23 protein-coding genes are annotated in these 22,989 nt (G+C 70.6%); 10 read left to right on the forward strand and 13 right to left on the reverse strand.

Going from position 1 to position 22,989, the window contains the following annotated elements:
* Window positions 1-76 precede the first annotated feature (76 nt).
* The 3 genes from ACFUPX_RS40835 to ilvA form a co-directional block, all read right to left on the reverse strand.
* Window positions 77-943 carry an ABC transporter permease gene (locus ACFUPX_RS40835; protein ID WP_383334207.1) on the reverse strand — a complete coding sequence of 289 codons (867 nt, stop codon included), beginning with the start codon at window positions 941-943 and terminating at the stop codon, window positions 77-79.
* Complete coding sequence (locus ACFUPX_RS40840) at window positions 940-1,959, reverse strand: ATP-binding cassette domain-containing protein (protein WP_383334209.1); 1,020 nt, start codon at window positions 1,957-1,959, stop codon at window positions 940-942. The genes ACFUPX_RS40835 and ACFUPX_RS40840 overlap by 4 nt, the downstream gene beginning before the upstream one ends.
* Before the next feature lie 211 nt (window positions 1,960-2,170).
* Window positions 2,171-3,400: a threonine ammonia-lyase gene (ilvA, locus tag ACFUPX_RS40845; protein WP_383334211.1), complete on the reverse strand. Its 1,230-nt coding sequence runs from the start codon at window positions 3,398-3,400 to the stop codon at window positions 2,171-2,173.
* Window positions 3,401-3,545: 145 nt separating this feature from the next.
* On the opposite strand from ilvA, the gene ACFUPX_RS40850 reads away from it, so the two are divergent.
* The 3 genes from ACFUPX_RS40850 to ACFUPX_RS40860 all read left to right on the forward strand — a co-directional run bounded on the left by ACFUPX_RS40850 (window position 3,546) and on the right by ACFUPX_RS40860 (window position 4,912).
* A complete protein-coding gene (locus tag ACFUPX_RS40850) occupies window positions 3,546-4,049 on the forward strand; it encodes a MarR family winged helix-turn-helix transcriptional regulator (protein WP_383334213.1) in 504 nt (167 codons plus the stop codon).
* Window positions 4,050-4,178: 129 nt separating this feature from the next.
* The gene (locus tag ACFUPX_RS40855) at window positions 4,179-4,661 is read left to right on the forward strand and encodes a sigma factor-like helix-turn-helix DNA-binding protein (RefSeq protein ID WP_383334215.1); all 483 of its coding nucleotides are present in this window, start codon (window positions 4,179-4,181) and stop codon (window positions 4,659-4,661) included.
* Window positions 4,658-4,912, forward strand: a complete 255-nt coding sequence (locus tag ACFUPX_RS40860; RefSeq protein WP_383334217.1) for a hypothetical protein — start codon at window positions 4,658-4,660, stop codon at window positions 4,910-4,912. The genes ACFUPX_RS40855 and ACFUPX_RS40860 overlap by 4 nt, the downstream gene beginning before the upstream one ends.
* 28 nt (window positions 4,913-4,940) lie before the next feature.
* On the opposite strand, the gene ACFUPX_RS40865 is transcribed toward ACFUPX_RS40860, so the two are convergent.
* Window positions 4,941-6,095 carry a cystathionine gamma-synthase gene (locus ACFUPX_RS40865; protein ID WP_383334219.1) on the reverse strand — a complete coding sequence of 385 codons (1,155 nt, stop codon included), beginning with the start codon at window positions 6,093-6,095 and terminating at the stop codon, window positions 4,941-4,943.
* 113 nt (window positions 6,096-6,208) lie between these two features.
* Between ACFUPX_RS40865 and ACFUPX_RS40870 the strand changes: the two genes are divergently transcribed.
* Both ACFUPX_RS40870 and msrA read left to right on the forward strand, forming a co-directional pair.
* Window positions 6,209-7,327 carry a hypothetical protein gene (locus ACFUPX_RS40870; protein ID WP_383334221.1) on the forward strand — a complete coding sequence of 373 codons (1,119 nt, stop codon included), beginning with the start codon at window positions 6,209-6,211 and terminating at the stop codon, window positions 7,325-7,327.
* A 115-nt stretch (window positions 7,328-7,442) separates the two neighbouring features.
* Window positions 7,443-8,150 (forward strand): peptide-methionine (S)-S-oxide reductase MsrA, encoded by a 708-nt coding sequence (gene msrA, locus ACFUPX_RS40875; protein WP_383334223.1) that lies wholly within the window; start codon window positions 7,443-7,445, stop codon window positions 8,148-8,150.
* A 232-nt stretch (window positions 8,151-8,382) separates the two neighbouring features.
* Here the strand turns inward: msrA and ACFUPX_RS40880 are convergent, their stop codons facing one another.
* On the reverse strand, window positions 8,383-8,910 hold the full coding sequence (locus tag ACFUPX_RS40880; protein WP_383334225.1) for a hypothetical protein: 528 nt from the start codon (window positions 8,908-8,910) through the stop codon (window positions 8,383-8,385).
* A 116-nt stretch (window positions 8,911-9,026) separates the two neighbouring features.
* Here ACFUPX_RS40880 and ACFUPX_RS40885 point away from each other — a divergent pair, with 116 nt between their 5' ends.
* The 3 genes from ACFUPX_RS40885 to ACFUPX_RS40895 all read left to right on the forward strand — a co-directional run bounded on the left by ACFUPX_RS40885 (window position 9,027) and on the right by ACFUPX_RS40895 (window position 10,963).
* Window positions 9,027-9,578, forward strand: a complete 552-nt coding sequence (locus tag ACFUPX_RS40885; protein WP_383334227.1) for an ATP-binding protein — start codon at window positions 9,027-9,029, stop codon at window positions 9,576-9,578.
* Between the two features lie 130 nt (window positions 9,579-9,708).
* Window positions 9,709-10,350, forward strand: coding sequence for an ATP-dependent Clp protease proteolytic subunit (locus ACFUPX_RS40890; RefSeq protein ID WP_383334229.1), 642 nt, complete (start codon window positions 9,709-9,711; stop codon window positions 10,348-10,350).
* 4 nt (window positions 10,351-10,354) lie between these two features.
* The gene (locus ACFUPX_RS40895; RefSeq protein WP_383334231.1) at window positions 10,355-10,963 is read left to right on the forward strand and encodes a ClpP family protease; all 609 of its coding nucleotides are present in this window, start codon (window positions 10,355-10,357) and stop codon (window positions 10,961-10,963) included.
* A gap of 51 nt (window positions 10,964-11,014) precedes the next feature.
* Here ACFUPX_RS40895 and ACFUPX_RS40900 read toward each other — a convergent pair whose 3' ends face one another.
* Together ACFUPX_RS40900 and ACFUPX_RS40905 are read right to left on the reverse strand one after the other, a co-directional pair.
* Complete coding sequence (locus ACFUPX_RS40900) at window positions 11,015-11,401, reverse strand: helix-turn-helix domain-containing protein (RefSeq protein ID WP_383334251.1); 387 nt, start codon at window positions 11,399-11,401, stop codon at window positions 11,015-11,017.
* Window positions 11,402-11,549: 148 nt separating this feature from the next.
* Window positions 11,550-12,500, reverse strand: a complete 951-nt coding sequence (locus tag ACFUPX_RS40905) for an aminoglycoside phosphotransferase family protein (RefSeq protein ID WP_383334233.1) — start codon at window positions 12,498-12,500, stop codon at window positions 11,550-11,552.
* 110 nt (window positions 12,501-12,610) lie between these two features.
* Between ACFUPX_RS40905 and ACFUPX_RS40910 the strand changes: the two genes are divergently transcribed.
* Window positions 12,611-13,405 (forward strand): alpha/beta fold hydrolase, encoded by a 795-nt coding sequence (locus ACFUPX_RS40910; protein ID WP_383334235.1) that lies wholly within the window; start codon window positions 12,611-12,613, stop codon window positions 13,403-13,405.
* Window positions 13,406-13,454: 49 nt separating this feature from the next.
* Here the strand turns inward: ACFUPX_RS40910 and ACFUPX_RS40915 are convergent, their stop codons facing one another.
* Both ACFUPX_RS40915 and ACFUPX_RS40920 read right to left on the reverse strand, forming a co-directional pair.
* Complete coding sequence (locus ACFUPX_RS40915; RefSeq protein WP_383334237.1) at window positions 13,455-13,841, reverse strand: VOC family protein; 387 nt, start codon at window positions 13,839-13,841, stop codon at window positions 13,455-13,457.
* A 208-nt stretch (window positions 13,842-14,049) separates the two neighbouring features.
* Window positions 14,050-15,108 (reverse strand): NAD(P)-dependent alcohol dehydrogenase, encoded by a 1,059-nt coding sequence (locus ACFUPX_RS40920; protein ID WP_383334239.1) that lies wholly within the window; start codon window positions 15,106-15,108, stop codon window positions 14,050-14,052.
* Between the two features lie 118 nt (window positions 15,109-15,226).
* Between ACFUPX_RS40920 and ACFUPX_RS40925 the strand changes: the two genes are divergently transcribed.
* A complete protein-coding gene (locus tag ACFUPX_RS40925; RefSeq protein ID WP_383334241.1) occupies window positions 15,227-16,138 on the forward strand; it encodes a helix-turn-helix transcriptional regulator in 912 nt (303 codons plus the stop codon).
* Window position 16,139: 1 nt separating this feature from the next.
* Here the strand turns inward: ACFUPX_RS40925 and ACFUPX_RS40930 are convergent, their stop codons facing one another.
* The 4 genes from ACFUPX_RS40930 to ACFUPX_RS40945 form a co-directional block, all read right to left on the reverse strand.
* Complete coding sequence (locus ACFUPX_RS40930) at window positions 16,140-16,910, reverse strand: group II truncated hemoglobin (RefSeq protein WP_383334243.1); 771 nt, start codon at window positions 16,908-16,910, stop codon at window positions 16,140-16,142.
* A gap of 263 nt (window positions 16,911-17,173) precedes the next feature.
* Window positions 17,174-20,518, reverse strand: coding sequence for a S8 family serine peptidase (locus ACFUPX_RS40935; protein WP_383334245.1), 3,345 nt, complete (start codon window positions 20,516-20,518; stop codon window positions 17,174-17,176).
* A gap of 118 nt (window positions 20,519-20,636) precedes the next feature.
* Window positions 20,637-21,320, reverse strand: coding sequence for an ABC transporter ATP-binding protein (locus tag ACFUPX_RS40940; RefSeq protein ID WP_383334247.1), 684 nt, complete (start codon window positions 21,318-21,320; stop codon window positions 20,637-20,639).
* A gap of 60 nt (window positions 21,321-21,380) precedes the next feature.
* Window positions 21,381-22,883 carry an ABC transporter permease gene (locus tag ACFUPX_RS40945; RefSeq protein ID WP_383334249.1) on the reverse strand — a complete coding sequence of 501 codons (1,503 nt, stop codon included), beginning with the start codon at window positions 22,881-22,883 and terminating at the stop codon, window positions 21,381-21,383.
* Window positions 22,884-22,989 lie beyond the last annotated feature (106 nt).

A 22,989-nucleotide genomic window follows, 5' to 3' on the forward strand; every position in this document is an offset into this window, starting at 1 on the left:
GTATAAGAGACAGACTGTGCGCCGGGGGCCTCACGCATGGCTCCGGTCCATAGCTCCGGTCAATCCGCAGCTCCGGTCAATCCGCCTTGCGGTACTTGCGGACCGCGAGCGTGCGGAACGCGGCGATGATGAGCACGGACCAGATCAGCGAGGCCCAGACGGGGTGCTCCATCGGCCAGGCTCCGGTGACCGACTTCGGCACACCCTCGATCGTGTTGCCGAACAGCTCTCGCGCCGCCGCCACCGTGGCACTGAACGGATTCCACTCGGCGACGTACTGGAGAAACTTCGGCATGCCGTTGACCGGCACGAACGCGTTCGAGATGAACGTCAGCGGGAACAGCCAGATCAGCCCGCCGGAGGTGGCCGCCTCGGGGGTCCGCACGGACAGCCCGATCAGGGCGCCGATCCAGGTGAACGCGTACCCGAGGAGGAGCAGCAGGCCGAAGCCCGCGAGGACCTTGCCGAGGTTCTCGTGCGTGCGCCAGCCGACGATCAGGGCCACCGCTGCCAGCACGGCCAGGGTCACGGCCGTCTGCACCAGGTCCGCGAGCGTGCGCCCGGTCAGAACGGCGCCACGCGCCATCGGCAGCGACCGGAAGCGGTCGATCAGGCCCTTGTGCATGTCGTCGGCGATACCCGCGCCGGCGCCAGCCGTGGCGAACGTGACGGTCTGCGCGAAGATGCCCGCCATCAGGAATTCCTTGTAGGCGCTCGCGCTTCCGGCGGGCGCGCCCGGAATGTTGATGGAGCCACCGAAGACGTACGTGAACAGCACCACGAACATCACCGGCTGGATGACCCCGAAGAGGATCATCTCGGGGATCCTGGTCATGCGGATCAGGTTCCTGCGGGCCACGACCAGGGAGTCCCTGGCCGACTGGCCGATGCCGCCTTTGGGGCGAGGAGCCAGGATCTGTCGAGTGTCGGATACCGCGCTCACTTCGCACCCTCCGTCTCTTGGCCGGCCTTGCCGGTCCCGGCGCCCTCGGTGGTCTCGGCGTCCTCGGTGGTCTCCACCTCGGCCACGTGGCCCGTCAGCGAGATGAACACGTCGTCCAGGGTCGGGCGGCGCAGCCCGATGTCGTCGATCTCGACCCCGCGGTTGTCCAGCTCGCGGATGACCTCGGCGAGCAGCTTGGCGCCGCCGGTGACCGGGACCGTGAGCTTGCGGGTGTGGTTCTCGACGGCGACCTCGCCCTTGCCGAGGCCGCGCAGGACCTCCGTGGCCGACGCGATGTGCTCGCGCTCGTGCACCACGACCTCGACGCGCTCGCCGCCGGTCTGCGCCTTGAGCTGGTCGGAGGTGCCGCGGGCGATGACCCGGCCGTGGTCGATGACGCAGATGTCGTGCGCCAGGTGGTCGGCCTCTTCGAGGTACTGGGTGGTGAGCAGCAGGGTCGTGCCGCCCGACACCAGCTCCTGGATGACCTCCCAGAGCTGCTGGCGGTTGCGCGGGTCGAGGCCGGTGGTCGGCTCGTCCATGAACATCACCGGGGGCGACACGACGAGCGCGGCCGCGAGGTCGAGGCGGCGGCGCATGCCTCCCGAATACGTCTTGGAGGGGCGGTCGGCCGCGTCGGCGAGATTGAACCGGTCGAGCAGCTCAGCCGCCCTGACCTTCGCCTCCTTGGCCTTCATCTGGTAGAGCTGGCCGACCATTTGGAGGTTCTCTCGGCCCGTCAGGTACTCGTCGACGGCGGCGAACTGGCCGGAGAGACCGATCGAGCGCCGCACGTCGTTCGGATGCTTCAGTACGTCGATGCCCGCGACGAGCGCCCGTCCGCTGTCCGGCGTCAGAAGCGTCGTCAGACAGCGGACGGCGGTGGTCTTGCCCGCGCCGTTCGGCCCGAGAAGGCCGAGCACGGTGCCTTCCGGGACATCCAGATCGACGCCGTCCAGAGCCTTTACGTCGCCGAAGGTCTTCACGAGGCCTTCGGCGTAGATGGCGCCTGGCATGTGGGTTCTCCCAGTGGTTTGGGTGACTTCCTACGGAAAAGCTTAGATTTGCCGGGTACCGAGCGCCCGGCGACCAGTGACGTGAGACACACCATAACGCGATACATCGCGTCTCTTCAACGGGGTGGGTGAAGCCTGTGGAAAACGGTCGGCGAAGCCTGTGGACAACGCAAAATAGCGGGGAACGGCGGGCCGTGCGCGGGATTTTCCGTCAGCCGATGACGGTGTAGCCCGCCTCGCGCAGCGCCGCGCCGACCTCGGTGCAGTGCGCGGGGCCCTTGGTCTCCAGGTGCAACTCCACCTCCACCTCCGTGAGTCCGAGGCGCGGATCGGTCCGCACGTGGCCCACGTCGAGGACGTTAGCGTCGACCACTGACAACACCCCGAGAAGCGTGGCCAGGGCCCCGGGCCGGTCCGTGAGGCGCAGACGCAGCGACAGGTAGCGGCCGGCCGCCGCCATGCCGTGGCGCAGGATCCGCTGCATCAGCAGCGGGTCGACGTTGCCGCCCGACAGGAGCGCGACCACCGGCCCCTCGAAGTCCCGCGGCCGGCTCAGGAGGGCCGCGACGGGGCTCGCGCCCGCGGGCTCGACGACCATCTTGGCCCGCTCCAGGCAGAGCAGCAGCGCGCTGGACAGCTCGTCCTCGGAGACGGTGACCACGTCGTCGAGCAGCTCCTCGATGATCTGGAACGGCACGTCGCCGGGGCGGCCGACCTTGATGCCGTCGGCCATCGTCGCCGGGTTCTCGATCGACACGGGGTGCCCGGCCGCGAGCGAGGGCGGGTACGCCGCCGAGCCCGCCGCCTGCACGCCGATCACCGTGACGTCCGGGCGCAGCGTCTTGACCGCCACCGCGATGCCTGCGGCGAGCCCGCCGCCGCCGATGCCGATGACCAGGGTGCGCAGCTCGGGGCACTGCTCCAGGATCTCCAGGCCCACCGTGCCCTGCCCCGCGATGATGTCGGGGTGGTCGAAGGGGTGGATGAAGACGGCGCCCGTCTCCTGCGCGTACTCCTGCGCCGCGGCCAGCGTCTCGTCGACCACCTGACCGTGCATCCGCACCTCGGCGCCGTACTCCCGGGTCGCCGCCACCTTGGGCAGCGGGGCGCCCACCGGCATGAACACCGTGGACCGCACGCCGAGCAGCGAGGACGCGAGGGCCACGCCCTGCGCGTGGTTGCCCGCGCTCGCGGCGACCACACCCGCCGCGCGCTCCTCGGGGAGCAGGCCCGCGATCCGGACGTACGCGCCACGCAGCTTGAAGGAGCCCGTCCGCTGGAGGTTCTCGCACTTGAAGTGGACCGGTGAGCCCACCAGCTGCGAGAGGTGCCTGCTGCCCTCCATCGCCGTCACCCTGGACACGCCCGAGAGCATCTTCTGGGCGCCGCGCACGTCGTCGAGGGTGACCGACGGCAAGGAGTGACGTGTGCGGTAGCTCATGACGGCCAGTCTCCCAGTTCACACCGGGGTCCTCCTGCGGTGACCACGTGCCGAGACTGGTTTGCGCAGCGCCGGTACGCCCCGCGTCCCGGCCGCGTACCCTGTCCCCCAACCCATCGCCCTCGCATGAAGTGAGCCCCCGGCCATGCCCACAACTCCGGACATGACGACCGCCAGCGATCCCGGCCTCCTCGACACGCTCCAGCACCAGGTGGCCGTGTTCGCCCGCCGTGCGGAGCAGACCCGCCTCGGCGGCGTAGGACAGGTCCGCAACTCCATGGACCGCGCCGCATACCTGCTGCTCAACCGCCTCGACAAGGAGGGGCCGATGGGCGTGAAGGCGCTCGCGGCCAGCATGGGCATCGACTCGTCCACGGTCACCCGGCAGGTCGCCCCGCTGGTCGACACGGGGCTGGTCAAGCGCACGTCGCACCCTGAGGACGGCCGCGCCGTGGTCCTCCAGCTGTCGCCGCGCGGCGAGGCACGCCTCAATGAAGTGCGGTCGTCACGGCGCGACCTCATGGCCGAGTTGACGGGCGACTGGTCCCCGGAGGAGCGCGAAAGCTTCTGCACGCTCCTCACGCGCTTCAATTCCGCGCTCTCCGCCCGCCAGACGTCTCAGGTCCCTCCGGAAGCACCCGCTTCCTGAGCCCGACGGCTCCTTGCCCGCACGCGCCCCCCGAGTCCGACAGCTCAGGGGGCGCCTGCCTCTTGACCTCGGACGTGTGCCTGGCCTCATATGAGACCGGGGGCCCGTCCCCTCATGGCGGGAGGCGCGGTGCGCGAACGGCAGGCGTTGATGAACGCCCGCCGGGCCCGGGAGTTCGAGGCATTCGTCGCGGGCGCGGCAGGGCGGCTGCTCCATGCCGCCACGCTGCTCACCACCGAGCCGCCGGACGCCAATCCCCGCGCGCGTGCCCTGCTGACCGCGTCCCTCGCACATTCGTACGCGGTCTGGGACCGGATGCGCGGCGAGGACCCGTACGACCGCACCCGCCAGCAGCTGGCCATCCGCTTCGCACGCGGTGCCTGGCGGCGCCACCGCGGCCACGGCGGCGTCCTTGCCGGGCTGACGCCCCAGGAGCGGCTGATTCTCGTGCTGCGGCTGTACGAGGGTGTCGCCGAGGAACAGACGGCGGCGCTGCTCGGCCTCCCCGCCGACCGGGTGGGCGCTATCTGCTCCCGCGCGATGGAGACGGTCCTGCACCCGCCGCGCGGCCCGGCGCCCGCGCGTCATCTGCCGGAGGCGGCGCCGTCATGAGCCAGTTCGACCGCAAGGAGAACGCGGTCCGTCATCTCCTCGACGACGGCACGCCCCCCTCGGTGCCGCCCGCGCTCTACGAAGAGGCGATCCGCCGCGGCGGCCGCAAGCTGCGCCGCCGAAGGGCGCTGCGCAGGCTGCTGTGGCTCCTGCTGCTCGGTGCGGCCGTCGCCTTCGTCATCTGGGCGTCGATCGCCCAGCCCTGGGTGGAGCCGCCTTCGGAGACGACTCCACCGCTGACGCGCTGGTGACCGCGCGCGGGCGTGGCCGGCCCCTGGACTAGCCCAGCGCCTGCTGGAGGTCGGCGAGCAGGTCGTCCACGTTCTCGATGCCCACCGAGAGCCGCACCAGATCCGCGGGGACCTCGAGCGCCGAGCCCACCACGGAGGCGTGCGTCATCCGCCCGGGGTGCTCGATCAGGGACTCCACGCCGCCGAGGGACTCGCCGAGGGTGAACAGCTTCGCGCGGTCGCAGACGGCGACCGCGGCCTCCTCGCCCCCGGTGACCATGAAGGACACCATCCCGCCGAACGCCTTCATCTGCTTGGCCGCGGTCTCGTGACCGGGGTGCTCCGGAAGCCCGGGGTAGAGAACGCGCGTCACGCGCGCGTGCCGGGTCAGCATCTCGGCGACCTTCGTCGCGTTCTCGCTGTGCCGGTCCATCCGGACGGCCAGCGTCTTGATGCCGCGAAGGACCAGCCACGCGTCGAAGGGCCCGGCCACCGCGCCCATCGCGTTCTGGTGGTAGGCCAGCTCCTCGCCGAGCCCGGCGTCGTCGACGACCAGCGCGCCGCCCACGACGTCCGAGTGCCCGCCCATGTACTTCGTCAGGGAGTGCACGACGACGTCCGCGCCGAGCGCGAGGGGCTGCTGGAGGTAGGGGCTCGCGAAGGTGTTGTCGACGACGAGGCGGGCCCCCGCCTCCTTGGCGACCTGCGCGACCGCGGCGATGTCGGTGATGCCGAGCAGCGGGTTCGAGGGCGTCTCCACCCAGATCGCCTTCGTACGGTCGGTCACCGCGGCCCGCACCGCCGCCGGGTCGGAGGTGTCGGCGACCGACCACTCGACGCCCCACCGCGAGACGACCTTCGCGAAGAGGCGGAACGTGCCGCCGTACGCGTCATTGGGGATGACCACGTGGTCACCGGGAGCGAGCAGCGTACGCAGGAGGCAGTCCTCGGCTGCGAGGCCCGACGCGAAGGCGAGCCCGCGCCTGCCGCCCTCGAGCGCGGCGAGGTTCTCCTCCAGGGCGGTACGGGTGGGGTTGGCGCTGCGGCTGTACTCGTAGCCGCCGCGCAGCCCGCCGACGCCGTCCTGCTTGTACGTCGACACCTGGTAGATCGGCGGGACGACCGCGCCGGTCAGCGGGTCGGCGGTGTTGCCCGCGTGGATCGCGACGGTCTCGAAACTCTGACTCCTGAACGTGTCACTCATGTGGCCAGAGCCTAGTCCGGGACGGGGAGCGGGACGGAGGAAGGGACGGGGAAAGGACCGACGAGTTCGAGACTGGTTCGCCAAGTGTCAGACCCGTCTGGTTCGCTTGTGTCATGGAGATTCTCTGGGTTCTGATGGCGGCGATCATGATCGGGGCGGTGCTCGGCCCGATCCTGCTGCGCAGGCGCGGCGGAATCCGCCAGGTCGCCCCCGGTTCACCGGACGCCGCGGACCCGGCGGACTACGGCTTCGCACGTCAGGAGGAGCTGGACATCCGCATGCCGGGCCCGGACCACGACCTCCTGGACGTCCTTGACGTGGTCCAGCAGTCGCAGACGTGGAAGGCGGCGTCGCAGCTGCTCGCGGGCACGGAGGTGCACGGCGAGGTGCGCTGGCAGCGCGTGCAGGCGTTCGCGGGCGCGGCCTCCCTGGAGCTGCAGCGGCGTCCCGGCGGGGTCAGCGACCAGCCCGGCGGGCAGTGGCTGCGGGTGTGGCGGGCCGAGGCGCCCAAGGACGCGGGCGGCGCGGCCGTGCACGCGGAGTTCCTGGTCCAGCAGGCCTGGCGGTCGTCGCAGTCCGGGACGGACGAGTTCCGGATCATCCTGGAGGAGGCGAAGGAGGCCTGCGCGCAGGCCGCGCTGCTCTCCCCCGGTGACCCCATCCCGTACATCATCGAGCTCTCCATCGCCCGCGGTCTCGCGTACCCGCGCGAGGAGTTCGAGCAGCTGTGGCTGAAGATCCTGGATCGCGCGCCCGCGCACATGGGGGCGCATCTGGCGGCCCTGCACTACTGGTGCGAGAAGTGGCACGGCTCGCGCGAGCTTGCGAACGACTTCGCGGAGGCCGCGGCGGCCCGCGCCCCCAGGGGCTCGCTCCTCTCCGCGCTCCCCCTCTTCGCGGTGTACGAACACCTGCCCGAGGTGAATCTCGTCCGTGGTTTCTACGAGAGCGAGGTCGTCACGAAGGCCTTGGGCGGCGCGCTGTACGCGGTCCACTCGGCCCGCCCCGACGACCCGATGCTGGCGCACGTGCGGCACCTCCTGATCTTCTTCCTGGTCCGCTGCGAGCGCTGGTCGGAGGCGATGAACCAGCTGATCCACGTGGACGGCCACGTGGGCGCCCTGCCCTGGACCGTCTCCACGGACCCGGCCGCGGACTACGCGGTGTACCGCGCGCTCGCGGTCGCGGGGTACGAGGCGAACGGCGGCAGCCCGGCGACGCTGTCGCACTAAGGCCGTCCCCACCGGCCGCGGAGGAATGCGGCTCCCCCCACACGCGTTGAACGGGTAGCCGCCAACAGTCGCCCCTACGCACATCTGCCCCGCCCCGTTCCTGGAGGACAGCCCGATGCTCTTCGGCCGTACGCCCGAGCTCCCCACCCCCGAGCAGGCCCTCAAGGGCCGCTCGACCCCCGAATTCCAGGTCCCGTCCCGCCACACGGTCCTGGGCAACCCGCTCCTGGGCCCCTACCCCGACGGCCTGGAGATCGCGGACTTCGGGCTCGGCTGCTTCTGGGGGGCGGAGCGCAAGTTCTGGCAGACGGAAGGCGTCTGGACGACGTACGTCGGCTACCAAGGCGGGTACACCGAGAACCCCTCCTACGAGGAGGTCTGCAGCGGCCTGACCGGCCACACGGAAGCGGTCCGCGTGGTCTTCGACCCCACCCGCGTCTCGTACGCCGCACTCCTGAAGCTCTTCTGGGAGTCCCACAACCCCACGCAGGGCTTCCGCCAGGGCAACGACGTGGGCACGCAGTACCGCTCCGCGATCTACACCCACTCCCCCGACCAGGAAGCGGCGGCGGTGGCATCCCGCGACGCCTACCAGCAGGTACTCACCGCGGCGACCCACGGCGAGATCACCACGACCATCCTCCCGGCGGCCCCCCGCCCGTTCTGGCCCGCCGAGGACTATCACCAGCAATACCTGGACAAGAACCCCGACGGCTACTGCGGAATCGGCGGCACGGGCCTGCAACTGGACAGCCCCTCGGAAACGAACTGGGGCCGCGCCTGCCCGACCGGCATCGCCACGGCCCCCGAGCCGACGGAGTAACACCCGACGAAGCAACAGCAGCGGACAAGCCCCACTCGTCAGCCGCCGGGAGATCACTTTCGGTCCCGGTTCGCCCCGGCGGCATGACGTCGACCCTCCCGGGTCGGGGGCGAGCAGGACGTATCGCGGCGGACTGGGTCCATGGTGGAGCGTTGTGACCGGCGCTGGCAGAAACGGAAGATGCTGATCCTCCGCCGACAGCTGCGCGGGGCAGGCAGCTTCGTCGGGTGACCTACTCGTCGGCCTTGGCGAGACGCCAGGCCACCATTCCCGTGGCTCCGGGCTTGCTGTCCGTGTTGATGCTGAGTGTGCTCGGGGCGGACGTGATGCGGTGGAGTACGGGGACTCCGTCGCAGGTCATGGTCTGGCTGACGGCCTTTTTCGGGCCTACGGAGAGGGTGATCTTTCCCTTTCCGGCGCAGGCGACCGACAGCTCCAGTGAGCTTCCTCGTTGCGTCTCCGAGGCCGTGTGGATGCCGTCCCCGACACGTTCGAGGCCGGACTCCACGAAGAGCGGGTCGTTGTCGTCGATCTCTTCCGCACCCACCGCCTTCTCCGCCTGCTCGCCGAGCCTCCGCTCATCGTGAGCCGTTGAGGGGGGTGAAGGGGGCGCGGTCTTCTTCTGGTGGGGGCCGGTGGGCGATGCCCTTGCCTGGTCGTCCGCCCTGTCCTGACCACCGGCGCAGCCAGTGCCGAGCGCGACGCACAGCAGTGCCGCGCAGAGGGCCGGGCCGCGGCCCATGTTCCGTCGTCGCCGCATATGAGTTCCCCCTACGTCTTCGGTTCTCGCCTGGTCAGGCAGGTGGCCGGGCGGGTCGGAGAGGAATCTATGCTGCTTCGGCCGTTCTCGATGAACTCTTCTCGTAGGCTCCGCGCATGCTTCTGTGGATCAACGGCCCCTTCGGGGGCGGCAAGACGCAGACCGCGTACGTGCTTGAGCTGGCCCTCGCGGAGCACCGCGACAGCCGCAGCGGCAGCGGCAGCGGCAGCGGCAGGCGAAGTGGCAGCGGCAGGCGCGTCGTGATTGTGCCTATGACCGTTGTGGAGCCTCGCTATTTTGAGGAGACCGTCGGGCGGCTGCGCGAACGCGGGCACGACGTACGGCACTTCGCACTTCTCGCCGATCGGCGCACCGTCCTGCGACGCCTGCGCGAGCGCCGCTTCGGGCACGCGGTACGGGTGGTGAGCGGCAAGGACGCCCCGCTGCGTCGCGAGAGCTTCGCCGTGACGAAGCTCGATCTGTGTCTGGAGCGGCTGCGCGAGCCGCAGTTCGCCGAACAGGTGTGGACCGACCACCTCACGGTCCCCCAGGTCGCCGACCACATCGCGGCCGCCTCCGGCCTGACCCTCGCCCCGAACACGGACAGCGCCCTGACCGGTCGTCTGCGCCGCGCCTGGACCGGGGTCAAGCACATCCGCCGGGACTGACGGACCCCTCTGCCGTCAGCGAATCTGCTGCGGGCCAAGAACACTTACGCGGCCGGTGCGGGCGTCCGAAGGTGGTGGGACAGGACAGCGGGCGGCAGCTGAGCCGCCCCACCCGTCAGGAGGACGAACGATGCCATCCATCGTCAATGCCCCGCGAGCCTCCGAGGGCGAGACGCCCTCGACGCGGTTCGACGACCATCTGGCCGCGCAGTTGCTGACCCAGCGGATCGTCCTTCTGGGCACCCAGGTCGACGAGGTCTCCGCCAACCGCGTGTGCGCGCAGCTGCTGCTGCTCTCCGCCGAGGACCCGCGCACCGACATCAGTCTCTACGTCAACAGCCCCGGCGGTTCCGTCACCGCCGGGCTCGCCATCTACGACACCATGCGGCTGATCCCCAACGACGTGTCGACCCTCGCCATGGGGTTCGCCGCGAGCATGGGGCAGTTCCTGCTGACCGTCGGGACCGCGGGGAAGCGTTACGCGCTGCCCAACGCGCGGATCATGATGCATCAGCCGTCCGCCGGTATCGGCGGGACCACCGCCGACATCGCGATCCAGGCCGAGAACCTGGAGTTCACGAAGAAGGCCGTCGAGCGGATCACCGCCGAGCACACCGGGCAGTCGCAGGAGACCATCTCGCGGGACGGCGACCGTGACCGGTGGTTCACCGCCGAGCAGGCCAAGGAGTACGGGATGGTCGACCGCGTGCTCGATTCGCTCGCCGATGTGCGGCCCGCCGCGACCAAGCCGCGTATGGGACTGGGGGTCTGACGTCATGAGCCAGTACACGATTCCTACCGTCGTCGAGCGCACTCCGCAGGGCGAGCGCGCCTACGACGTCTACAGCCGGCTCCTCTCGGAGCGGATCATCTTCCTCGGGACCGAGATCGACGACGGCGTGGCGAATGTCGTCATCGCGCAACTGCTGCACCTGGAGTCCTCGAACCCCGAGCGCGAAGTCTCCATCTACATCAACTCCCCCGGTGGCTCGTTCACTTCGCTCATGGCCATCTACGACACCATGAGCTTCATCAGCGCGCCCATCTCGACGTTCTGCGTCGGGCAGGCCGCGTCCACCGCCGCCGTGCTCCTCGCCGGGGGCGACCCCGGGCGGCGGCTCGTCCTCGAGCACTCGCGCGTGCTGCTCGGTCAGCCCGCGAGCGGCGGGCAGCAGGGGACGGTCTCCGACCTCGCCCTCCAGGCCAAGGAGATGGTGCGCATCCGCTCACAGGTGGAGGACGTGCTGTCCCGGCACTCGGGGCACGATGTCGCCACGCTGCGGGCGGACATGGACCGCGACAAGGTATTCACCGCCGAGGACGCGGTGGCGTACGGGCTCGCCGACGAGGTGCTCAGCCGACGGATGCTCGCCGCGGCAGCGTAGGTGCAGGTGTAGGTGTAGGTGTAGGTGTAGGTGTAGGTGTAGGTGTAAGCCTTACGCCGCCAGGCGGATGTCTCCCTGGCGCGGGCGCGCGGACTGCGTCTGGCGGGTCAACTCGGTCTGGGCCAGGGAGAGAAGGTCCGCCAGGCTCAGTCCCAGCGCACGGGCGCCGGCCGCGAGGACTTCGGACGAAGCCTCCTTGCGGCCGCGCTCCAGCTCGGAGAGGTACGGCATCGAGATGCGGGCCGCGTCGGCGACATCCTTGAGCGTACGTTCCTGCGCGCGGCGCTCGCGGCGCAGCACGTCGCCCACCACGTCCCGCCACAGGGGCTCTTTCGCCTCCGGATGCACGGGAGTTGTACGGATCGACGGCGCGACGGGGCGATGCGGCGCCGTTCGCTCCGAGCGCGGACGCAACGGGATGACGCGGGCCTGCTCCAAGGGCTTGGCCTGCTCCTGGGGCGGCGCTGCCTGCTCAAGGGGCTTGACCCGCTCCGGCTCGTGGTACCGCTCGTGGCTGCTCACCCTCCCAGGGTAGGAGCCGCACGCCCCACGGGAAGGGATCAGCGTTCTGCCCCCGGCGAACGCCTCACGTCAGCGCCTCCGCCAGCGCCTCCGTCGCCTTGACCAGCCACGCCGGATCCCCGTGCCGCAGCCCCCAGTGCGCCGCCGTCACCGCCCGCGCCTGCGCCCACCTTCTGGCCCGCTCACGGTCGACCTCCGCCGCGTCGGCGAAGACCGCCAGGCGGCGCAGGGCCGCGGCCCTGGGATCGGGGGCGGTGAGCAGCGGCTCGAAGCGGGCGCGGAGCAGGGTGATCGAGTCGTACGCCGGGTCTCCGACATAGCCCTTGGGGTCGATCGCGAGCCAGGGTTCGCGCTGTGACCTCAGTACGTTCGTGAAGTGCAGGTCGCCGTGGATCAGGGTGTCCGGCTGGTCCCCGCCCAGTTCGCGTACGGTTCCGATCGCCGCGGCGACCACACGCGCGGGCAGCGGTGAGCCCAACTCCCGTTCCTCGTCTCTCAGTTCACACTCCCACTCGCCCACGAGCGAGCTCATCCGGGGCAGCCCTGCGGGCGCGGGCACGGCGAGGCGGCGCGCGAGGCGCCCGGCCACGGTCACCGCCTCGTCGGTGTCCTCGACGTCGGCGAGAGACCCCACCCCCGCACCCGGGCCCCCATCCGCGCCTGGAACCGCGCCCGCCCGCTCCAGCAGCATCGCGAACCGCGCGTCGTCCCGCTCGTACAGGCGGACCGCGCCCCGGCCCGACCACAGCGCGAGGGCGTCGGGCTCGTACACGTTGCCGGGGTGCGGGAAGGAGACCTTCAGGACGGCGGGCGCTCCGTCGCGCCGGCGTCTCACGGGGACGACGATGCCGACCTGCCCGTGCGTGGGCGCCCCCGCGGGCTCGCAGTCCCAGCGCCCGGCCAGCTCGGCGACCAGCTCCGGCAGGGTCGCGAGCCAGGCCCGGCCTCGCTCGCCCTCCCGCTGGACCGTGCTCAGCGCGAAGTCCTCTGGTACCTCGATGGGCGTCCCAATCATCCCGGCACCTTAGCGAGGACCACCCGGGGACCAATCCAAGGGCCTACCGAGGGCCACCCGAGGACCAGCCGAGGACCCGTCAACAATCCCAGGTGGCTACCGTTCACCCCATGCCCCTCGCTGAAGCCGCCGACGGCACCGCCCTGCACTACGAAGTCCACGGCTCCGGCCGCCCCCTGATCCTGCTCAGCGGCCAGTCCAACAGCCGCCGCTGGTGGGACCCGGTGCGAGACGACTTCGCCGCCGCGTACCGAACCGTCGTACTCGACTGGCGCGGCACCGGCGAGAGCGGCAGCCCCGACACCGACAGCTACAGCACGCCCGGCTTCGCCCGCGACGTCGTCGCCGTGCTCGACCACGCGGGGATCGACCGCGCCCATGTGTACGGGACGTCGATGGGCGGCCGGGTCGCCCAGTGGCTCGCGGCCGACCACCCCGGGCGGGTCGACCGGCTCGTCCTCGGGTGTACGTCACCGGGGGCGCCGCACGGCGTCGAGCGCGGGCCCGAGGTGCGGAGCGCCCTCACCCAGCCCGATGCCGCGGCGGCGCACCGCGCCCTGAAGGAGCTGATGTACACCCCCGGGTGGATCGCCCGGCAAGGGGAGCGGACGGTGTTCCACACCCTCGGCGATCCGGCCATGCCCCCGCACGCACGCCGCCGGCACCTCCGGGCCAGCGCCCGGCACGACGCCTGGGACGCGCTGCCGCGGATCACGGCGCCGGCCCTCGTCGTGCACGGCACCGACGACGTGTTCAACCCCACCGCCAACGCGCCGCTGCTCGCGGAACGTATCCCCGGGGCCCGGATGCGGCTCATCTCCGGCGCGCGCCATGCCTACTTCGAGGAGTTCGCCGAGGTGGCGACACCCCTCGTACTCGACTTCCTCGCGGAGGACGCGGAGTAAGCGGAGTAAGCGGAGGTCGCAAGAGAAGGTGTCTCGCGGGGCAACGCGCTCAGGCCCCGCTGCCGTACGGCCTCGTAAAGATCTCCAGGATGTGGCCGTTCGGGTCGTCCCAGTAGGCGCCACGGCCGCCGTCGTTGGTGTTGATCTCGTTGACGATCTTGTGCTGCGGGTCGGCCCAGTAGGTGAGCCCCGCGTCCTTGATGCGGCCGAAGATGGCGTCGAACTCGTCCTCGGACACCAGGAAGGCGTAGTGCTGGGGGGTGATCGGCCCGCCGTCGCTCGCGGCGTAGTCCAGCGTGACCCCGTTGGGGATCTCGACCGGGAGGAACGGGCCGTACTGGGGGCCCACTTCAAGGCCCAGGATGTCGGCGAGGAACTGGGCGGACGCCTTCTTGTCCTGCGCGGCGACGATGGTGTGGTTGAGCTGGATGGTCATCGAGCGACCTCTTCCTGCGTCTGCTCCGGACGTCCGACCGCTACGCCCGAAGTGCCGTGTTGACGCCCACCACACTAGGCACGGGCCGTGCGCCCGGCATCGGTCACACGGCCCTCCACCTGCTGCGCAATGCGGCCTAGGGCCGCGGGCCGAGTCGAGTTCCGGCCACACGGCCCCAGGCCGTCATCCCCACGTCACGCCGGCATCCTCAGATCGTGGCCGCGTCGATCACGAAGCGGTAGCGCACGTCACTGGCGAGGACACGCTCGTACGCCTCGTTGATCTGGTCGGCGTTGATCAGCTCGATCTCCGAGCCCAGGCCGTGCTCGGCGCAGAAGTCCAGCATCTCCTGGGTCTCCTGGATGCCGCCGATCATGGAGCCCGCGAGGGTCTTGCCGCCCGCGATCACGGAGAAGAGGTTGAGGGAGACCGGCTCCTCGGGGGCGCCGACGTTCACGAAGGCACCCTCCGAGCGCAGCAGGCCCAGGTACTTGTCCAGGGGCAGCGGCGCGGAGACCGTCGAGAGGATCAGGTCGAAGGAGCCCGCGAGCTGCTCGAAGGTGGCCTCGTCGCTGGTCGCGTAGTAGTGGTCGGCGCCCATCTTGAGGCCGTCGTCCTTCTTGCGCAGGGACTGCGAGAGGACGGTGACCTCGGCGCCCATCGCGTGCGCGATCTTGACGCCCATGTGGCCGAGCCCGCCGAGGCCGACGACGGCGACCTTCTTGCCGGGGCCCGCCTGCCAGCGGTGGAGCGGGGAGTACGTGGTGATGCCCGCGCACAGGAGCGGCGCGGCGACGTCCAGGGCGAGGCCGTCGGGGATGCGGACGGTGAACGCCTCGTCCACGACGACGTGCGTGGAGTAGCCGCCGTAGGTGGGCTCGCCGTCCTTGCCGAGTCCGTTGTACGTCGGGACGTTGCCCTTGAGGCAGTACTGCTCGAGGCCTGCCTTGCAGTTCTCGCACTCGCGGCAGGAGTCGACCATGCAGCCGACGCCGACGCGGTCGCCGACGGCGAACTTGGTGACGGCGGAGCCGACCTCGGTGACGACACCGGCGATCTCGTGCCCCGGAACCATCGGGAAGATGCCTTCGCCCCAGCCGTCGCGGGCCTGGTGGATGTCCGAGTGGCAGATGCCGGCGTACTTGATGTCGATCAGCACGTCGGACTCGCCCACCGGGCGGCGCGGGATGGTGGTCCGCTCCAGGGGAGCCTTGCTGGACGGGGCGGCATAGGCGGTAACGGTGGTGGTGCTGGTCTGTGCGGTCATGCCATCAACCGTGCCAGGCTCATCGGCATCTACCCAGGTCACGGCTCTGCCTACGTCCATTGGTCCTACTACTGGCGGGGACAGGCTCACGGGCTTCGGAGCCCTGATACTGGAATACATGGACGATCAGGTCACGCCCTCCCCCGCCGCCCCGGAGCCCCTCGACGGCCGCGCCGAGCTCAGCGAGTTCCTGCGCACCCGCAGGGCCCGGCTGCAGCCGGAGGACGTCGGCCTGCCCAATTTCGGCCGCCACCGGCGGGTGCCGGGGCTTCGCCGCGAGGAGCTCGCGCAGCTCGCGGGGGTCTCCGTGGCGTACTACACACGCCTTGAGCAGGGCAACGGCCGCAACGTCTCCGGCGAGGTCCTGGACGCGATCGCCCGCGCACTGCGCCTGACGGACGCCGAGCACGCCCACCTGACGCACCTGGCCAAGCCGAAGCAGCACAAGAAGAAGCGCCAGGCCCGCCCGCAGCGCGTGCGGCCCGCGCTGCTCCAGCTCCTGGACTCGATGGACGGCGTCCCCGCCTATGTGGCGGGGCGCCGCACGGACATCCTCGGCTGGAACCGCATGGCCTCCGCGCTCTTCGGCGACTGGGGCACCCTGCCGCCCGAGGAGCGGAACTGGGCCCGGATCTGTTTTCTGCGCCCCGAGTCGCGCGCGCTGTTCCAGGACTGGGAGCAGAAGGCGTCGGACATCGTGAGCTACCTGCGGATGGACGCGGGCTGCTATCCGAACGATCCGCTGCTCTCGGCCCTGGTCGGCGAGCTCTCCGTGAAGAGCGAGGAGTTCCGGAGCCTGTGGGCCACGCACGACGTGCGGGAGAAGGGCCACGGGATCAAGCGCCTGCACCACTCCCTGGTGGGCGATCTGACCTTGTCGTACGAGACGCTGCGGCTGCCCGACGATCACGACCAGTCACTGATCGCCTACCACGCGGAGCCTGACTCGGCGTCGGCCGACGCCCTGCGGCTGCTCGCCAGCTGGGGAGCGGACGCGACGCGCACCGGGGCGGCGGGCACGAGCAAGTAGCTCACGGCTGGTACGGAGGCGCCGCGCCCCAGTTCCACAGCGGCACCGGCTGGTCGGTGGGGCGGCTCGCGTCGGGGCCGGAGAAGTAGACCGCGAGGCGGGTGCCCCACTCGACGTAGGCGAGGAAGGCCGACCGGAACTCCGCGTCCGTGGGCAGCCCCGCGTCGTCCGCCGCGTCCTGCATCAGGTTGACCCAGCGGCGGCGCTGCGGTTCGGTGATGCCCTTGCCGAGGTGCTTGCCGACCATCTGGCTGTGGCCGCCGTGCTCCTGCGAGTAGGCCGCGGGGCCGCCGAAGACCTCGCCGAGCCACTGGGCGACGTGCCGGGCGTGCTCGACGGGCAGGCCTTCGAAGAGCGGTGCGAGGAGGTCGTCCTTGAGCACCTTCTCGTAGAAGACCTCCGTCAGGCGCTCGAAGCTCTCCTCGCCGCCCGCCCACGCGTACAGGGTCGGCGTCGACGCGCCCGTGCCGCGCACGGCGGTGGGGGTGTAGTGGCGCATCTCCTCGATGTTCTCGACGTACGGCCGGATCTCCGCGAAGAAGTCACGGAAGAGCTCGGAGCCCCGGAAGCCCTCCAGGTGGTCCTTGGTCGAGGTCCAGGTGATGCGCAGGATGAAGTGCTCGAAGTCCTCCTCGCAGCGCGTGAGTTCGTAGTCGACGCACTGCGGGGCCGCGGCCAGCGGGACGGCGGCGCGCGTGTACGCGGAGAGGAACTCCGCGGAGAGGTCGGACGGGATGCGGTAGCGGATGTACTCGACGGTGTGGGAGCTCATGTGACGTCGGTTTCCTCTGCGGTGGGTGGTGCCGACAGGGCGCGCCGGGTGTCCTGGTGCGCGGAACCGGGCCCGCGGCGGCCAGGTGGGCGAGCCGCTCGGTGAGCACCCTGTCCGACAACTCCCGGCGCCGGGAGGGGAGTTCGCTGTACGCGTAGGAGCTGTACGCGCAGGAAAGGCGCGGCGCCGACGGATACCGGCGATACGTGATCGACGGTCCCTTCGGCGCCGCGCCCGGCGCACACGGCTAACTCACTGCCGGTCTACTTGCCGTAGTACGCGTTGTAGATCGACAGCGTCGACTTGTTCCCCTTCTTGTCCGCGATCTTGGCGTGGAAGGAGATCCCCTTGCCCGCGGCCGGGTTCTTGACCTTGATCTTGCCGCCGCTGACGGTGACCTTCTTCCAGGTCTGGCCGTAGTCGTACGAGACGTACGCGGCAAGGGACTTGAGGTTCGCGCCCGCCGCCGCGCCCTGCACGGTCACCGGCACGGACTGGGTCTCGCCGGCCTTGGCCTTGCTGCTCAGGTCGGTCGCCGCGGCGAACCGCGCCGTGGAGACCGGCAGCTTCGCCATGTCGGTCTTCTTGGAGCGGAACGTCCAGCTCGCGTCGATGCGGGTGGAGGCCGCCGCCACCTTGACGCTGCGCTTCACGGACGTCGACAGCTTGTACTCGGCGTCCGCCGCCGGGACCTTGAACGTGGCGCCGCCGGCCAGCGGGTCCTCGTTCTCGCCGATCTTGGTGGAGCCCTTGTAGAGGGTGGTCTTCACCGAGGAGTAGAGCGAGGAGCCCACGTGCGTCTTGCCGTCGGCGAACAGCGGCAGGGAGCCCGCGATCTCGTTGCCGTCGCGCCAGACGCCGTACTCGCCGCCGATGCGCGGGCCGAAGACGGCCGTGTTGAACGTCTTCTCGTAGCTCTTGCCCGCCGCGAACGTCTGGGCGGCGCCCAGCGAGTAGCCCGCGTCGAGGATCGGCCAGCCGTCCGGGTCGACGCCGGCCTGCTGCTCGAAGTTCAGGCCCCACTTCACGCCGTCCGCCGTCGACAGGTTCAGCGTCCGGGTGCCGGGCAGCGCCTGCGGAACGTTGATCGAGGAGCCGCCCGAGCTGCCGGGGAGCCAGCCGAGGGCGCCGATGGTGCCCTTCTTGCCCTTGGCCGAGGCACCCAGGTTCGCCTTCACCGTGGCGAGCTCGGACGCCTTGTAGTGCTTGGTGTAGCCGGTCGCGACCTGCTTGACCTTGCCTCCGGCGACGGTGTCGTACTCGGTGTCGTCGCCCTTCTCCCAGTGCCCGTCCCACTGCTGGTACAGCGAGCCGTCGGTCACCTGCGGACCCAGGTGCGAGGTCCGGAAGTCGGTGTACGAGTCGAGCCACCAGCCGAACGAGTAGCTCATGCCCGGTGTGTCGATGGTGTAGTCGGCCGAGGCGAAGGAGGACTTGGCGTCCGGGGACGGGACCGTGATGTCGACCGGCTTGCCCTTGCGGGCGTCCAGCGTCACGGTCGTGTCCTTGGTGACGCTCAGCTTCGGCTGGGCGATCCAGTCGGCGCCCTTGGTGAAGTCGGCCGGGTCGGCGAACATGCTCGTGTTGAGCACGTAACCGCCCTTGGGGACACGGATCTTGACCGTGCCGGACGCGTCATAGGGGTTGAAGGACTTCTGGGCGGCGAGGCCCGAGACACCCTCCAGGTCGCTGTCGTAGTACTTCGGGGCCTGTCCGTCGCGCCCGATGTGCTTCAGCGTCAGCTCGTACGACTCGACCTCGCGCTCGACCGCGGCAGCCGTGCGCACGGACTGGCCGCCGCCGCTCGCCACGACGTACGCGGAGTACGCGCCGTCGACGGTTCCGCCGAGCTTGGTGTCGGTGGTCAGGTCGACCGACGCCGTGGCGTCCGCGGGCACCGTGACCGTCTTCGCACCGAGCTTGAAGAAGCCCGCGGGGGCCGGGGCGCCCTTGGGGTTCGTGCCCGACACCGTCAGGTCGAGGGTGACGTCCTCCTTGCCGAGGTTCTTGTACGTCACCTTCTTCGTGACCGGCTTGTCGTCGGTGTGCGGCCACTGCTGGGGCGCGAAGGAGAGCGACACCGGCTCGGCGACGACCGACTGCTTGATGGCCTTGTCGACGGCGATACGGCCCGAACCCTGCTCGAACGGCGTGTACTTGCCGCCCTTCGTGGACGCGGTCAGCGCGCCCTTGAGCTCGGCGTACTTCCACTCCGGGTGCTGCTGCTTCAGCAGGGCGGCTGCGCCCGCCACGTGCGGGGTCGCCATCGACGTACCGGAGATCGTCAGATAGCCCTCGGGCTTCTGGCCGACCTCCTTGTCGATGACGCTGCCCGGTGCGGCGGCGGCCGTGATGTCGACGCCGGGCGCCGTCACGTCGGGCTTGATGGCGCCGTCGCCGACGCGCGGGCCCTGGCTGGAGAAGTCGGCGAGCTTGTCGTTGTCGTCGACCGCGCCGACCGTGAGGGCCGCGTCCGCGCTGCCCGGGGAGCCGACGCTGCCGGGCTCTCCGTCGTTGCCCGCCGCGATCGCGAAGAGGATGCCCTTCTCCGCGGAGAGCTTGTTGACCTCCGCTTCGAGCGGGTCGACGCCGGGGGCGTCACCGCCGCCGAGGCTGAGGTTGACGATGTCGGCGCCCTGGTCGGCCGCCCACTCCATGCCCGCGATGATCCCGGAGTCCTCACCGGAGCCGGTGTCGTCCAGGACTTTGCCGTTCAGGAGCTTGGCGCCGGGCGCCACGCCCTTGAGCTTGCCGCCCGACTTCGCGCCGGTGCCGGCCGCGATGGACGCGACGTGGGTGCCGTGGCCGTAGTGGTCCGTGGCGTCCGCGGCGGGGGTGAAGTTCTTCGCGCCGACGACCTGGTCCTTCAGGTCGACGTGCGTGGCGTCGACGCCGGTGTCCAGGACGGCGACCTTGACGCCCTTGCCGTCGAACCCGGCCGCCCACGCCTTGTCGGCGCCGATCTGCGGCACGCTCTTGTCGAGGCTCGCCTTGCGGACGCCGTCCAGCCAGACCCGGCTGACGCCGGAGGCGGTGGCGTCGCCCTTCCCGTCGACGAGCGCCGACCACAGGTCGGTGGCGTCCTGCTTCGGGGTGGTGATGGCGTCGGCGTTCAGGGACTTCAGGGTCCTGCGGACCGTGGTGTCACCCGCGGCGCGCACCTCGGACCTGGCCCCGGCCGCGGAAGCTCCCTTGTAGCCGACGATCAGCTTGAGGCCCTTCTTCTGGGCCTTGCGGTTGTCCTTCTTGGCCAGTTCGGTGATGTCGAACAGGCGCTGGTCGAGCTTGCCGGTGGCTATCAGGCGCTGCGCGTCCGCCGGTATCACGAGGGTGTGGCCGCCGACGCGCTTCGTCATGACGGGTATCCGCTCGCGCCCCTTGGCCCGCTCGAAGCGGACGACGCGGCCCTTGGAGTCGGCGGTGACGCGGTCGCCGGTGATGAGGGTGATGCTGTGCGTGCTCTGTCCGGCGCCGTCGAGGCCCGCCGACTGAGCGGCCGCCGGGATCGCGTCGGGCGACTGCTTCGCCGCCGACGCCGGGCTGGTCATGCCCGCGGCGAGGGCCACGGCCGCCGCTGTGGCGATCGTGGCCCCATAGGCTCTCTTCACTTTTCTGCGCAAGTCTCCCCCTGGAGGTCAAGGGGCTCCCGCCCCTGGACGAGGAAGTATTGCCCAGAGTCGAACAACTGCTCAATAGTGCGTCAGAAGTGACGAGTTGGCCGCGTGGTCACCGAGTGGCCCGCTCCGTGACCTTGATATGCCCGCGCCGGATCGTCGCGAGGCGCGGTGCCTTGCGGGCGATCGCGCTGTCGTGCGTGACCATCACGAACGTGAGGCCGTGCTCCTTCCAGAGCCCTTCGAGCAGCTCCATGATCTCGTCGCGCATGGACTCGTCGAGGTTGCCGGTCGGTTCGTCGGCGAGCAGCACCTTCGGCCGTTTGACCAGGGCGCGGGCGATGGCGACGCGCTGCTGCTGGCCGCCGGAGAGCTCGGCGGGCAGGTGGCTGCGGCGTTCGCCGAGGCCCACGGAGTCCAGGGCGTCGGCGGCGCGTTCGCGGCGGTCCGGTGCGCGCAGGCCCAGGGGCACGAGCGCCGTCTCGACGTTCTCCTGGGCGCTGAGGGTGGGGATCAGGTTGAAGGACTGGAAGACGAAGCCGATCGACTCGGCGCGCACCTTGGTCAGGCGTGCCTCGGGCAGCGCGGCCAGATCGACCCCGTCGAGCTCGACGCTGCCGGACGTCGGCCGGTCGAGCCCGCCGAGCATCTGCAGGAGGGTGGACTTGCCGCCGCCCGTCGGACCCTGGATGACGAGCCGGTCGCCGTCGCCGATGGCCAGGTCGACTCCGGCGAGCGCGTCGACGGTCTCCTTGCCCCTGCGGTACTGCTTGGTGACGCCTCTGAGCTGGTACATGGTGTGACTCCTGCGATACGTGAGGGGGTTGGCGGCTTGGGCGGCGGTCGCTGGAGCCGCCTACTCGACGCGGCGCAGGGCGTCCGCGGGCCGCAGCCGCGAGGCACGCCAGCCGCCGAAGGCGCCCGCGACGAGGCCACCGGCCACGGCGAGGCCGACGGCGAGCGCGATGGTGGTGGCGCTGACCGGCGCGGTCAGCGAGATGTCCAGGGCCTTGGACGCCGACTCGCTCAGCGCGGCGCCGGGACCGCCGCCGGGACCGCCACCCATGCCGCCGCCGCCCATGCCGCCGCCCGGCTGCCCGCCCGCCGAGCCGAGTTCCGCCGTCAGGGTGGGGCTGATCGCCGTCACCACGTACGCGCCGCCGAGGCCGACGGCGATGCCGAGCACTCCGCCCACCAGGCCGTTGACGACCGCCTCACCGATGACCTGCCGGGTCACGCGGCCGCTCTTCCAGCCGAGCGCCTTGAGGGTGCCGAACTCCCGTACGCGACGGCTGACCGCCGACGACGTGAGGAGCCCCGCGACCAGGAAGGCGGCCACGAGCACCGCGACCGACAGCCACTTGCCGACGCTGGAGGCGAGGTCGGAGGCGGTGGAGAGCGAACCGGACACGGTGTCGGCGAGGTCGGCCGATGTGGTCACGGTCGTCCCCGAGACGTTCTTCTGGATGGCGCTCTTGACCGCGTCGATCCGCTGCGAGTCCGCCGCCTTCACGTACACGGTCGTGATCTTGTTCTTCGAGTCGGCGAGGGTCTGGGCGCGCCGGAGCGGAAGGTAGAGGTTGGCCGCCGCGTCACCGCTGTCGGGCGTCGCGATGCCGACGACCTTGATCTTGGTGCCCGAGATCGTGACGGTGTCGCCCACGGAGAGCTTCTTCTCCTTGGCGTACGAGGCATCCGCGACGGCCACCTTGGCGTCGGACTCCGACCCCGTGAACGTACGCCCCTTGCTGATCTTCGAGGAGGTCAGCGGGCCCAGGTCGAGCTTGCCGACGTCCGTGCCGTAGACGCTGTAGGAGTCGACGTCGAAGTCGGCGCCCCCGCCGCGCACCTGCCCCTCCTGCTGGTCGCCGCCGCCACCGCCGGGCTGCCGGCCCTTGTCGGTGGAGCCGCCGCCGGGCGCCTGCTCGAACTCGCCCCGCTCGAACTGGCCGTTGACCTTCATGACCTGAAGGCTCAGCCCGCCGACGGCGTCGTCGACACCGCTCTGGCCGCCGACCTCGGCGACGGTGGCCGATGACAGCGTCTGGAAGCCCTGCACCATGACGCGGTCGCTGCTCTGCTCCTTGCCCTCGTCGCCGGAGTCCTTGGCGTCGAACTTGAAGCGCGGGCGCCCGGTCTGGCCGCTCCCCTCCTTGGCCGGGGCGGCGGCCTTGGTGACGGTCATGTCGGTGCCGAGCCCGTAGAGCGACTGGAGGACCTTGCCCTGCGCCTGCTCCATGCCGGATGAGACGGAGTTGACGACGATGACCAGGGCAATACCGAGCGCGAGTCCGGAAGCCACGACGAGGGCCGCTTTTCTGCGGCGGCGCAGCTCGCGCCTCAGGTAGGTGAAGAACATGTGCGTGAAGCTAAGTACGCACCGTGATGAACGGATAAGGGCGGCATAAGAGAACGATGAGAAGCCTGAACGGCAGCGGCCCGCACCCCCGTTGAGGGGTGCGGGC

This window comes from Streptomyces sp. NPDC057302 (assembly GCF_042667685.1).
Taxonomy (GTDB): Bacteria; Actinomycetota; Actinomycetes; order Streptomycetales; family Streptomycetaceae; genus Streptomyces.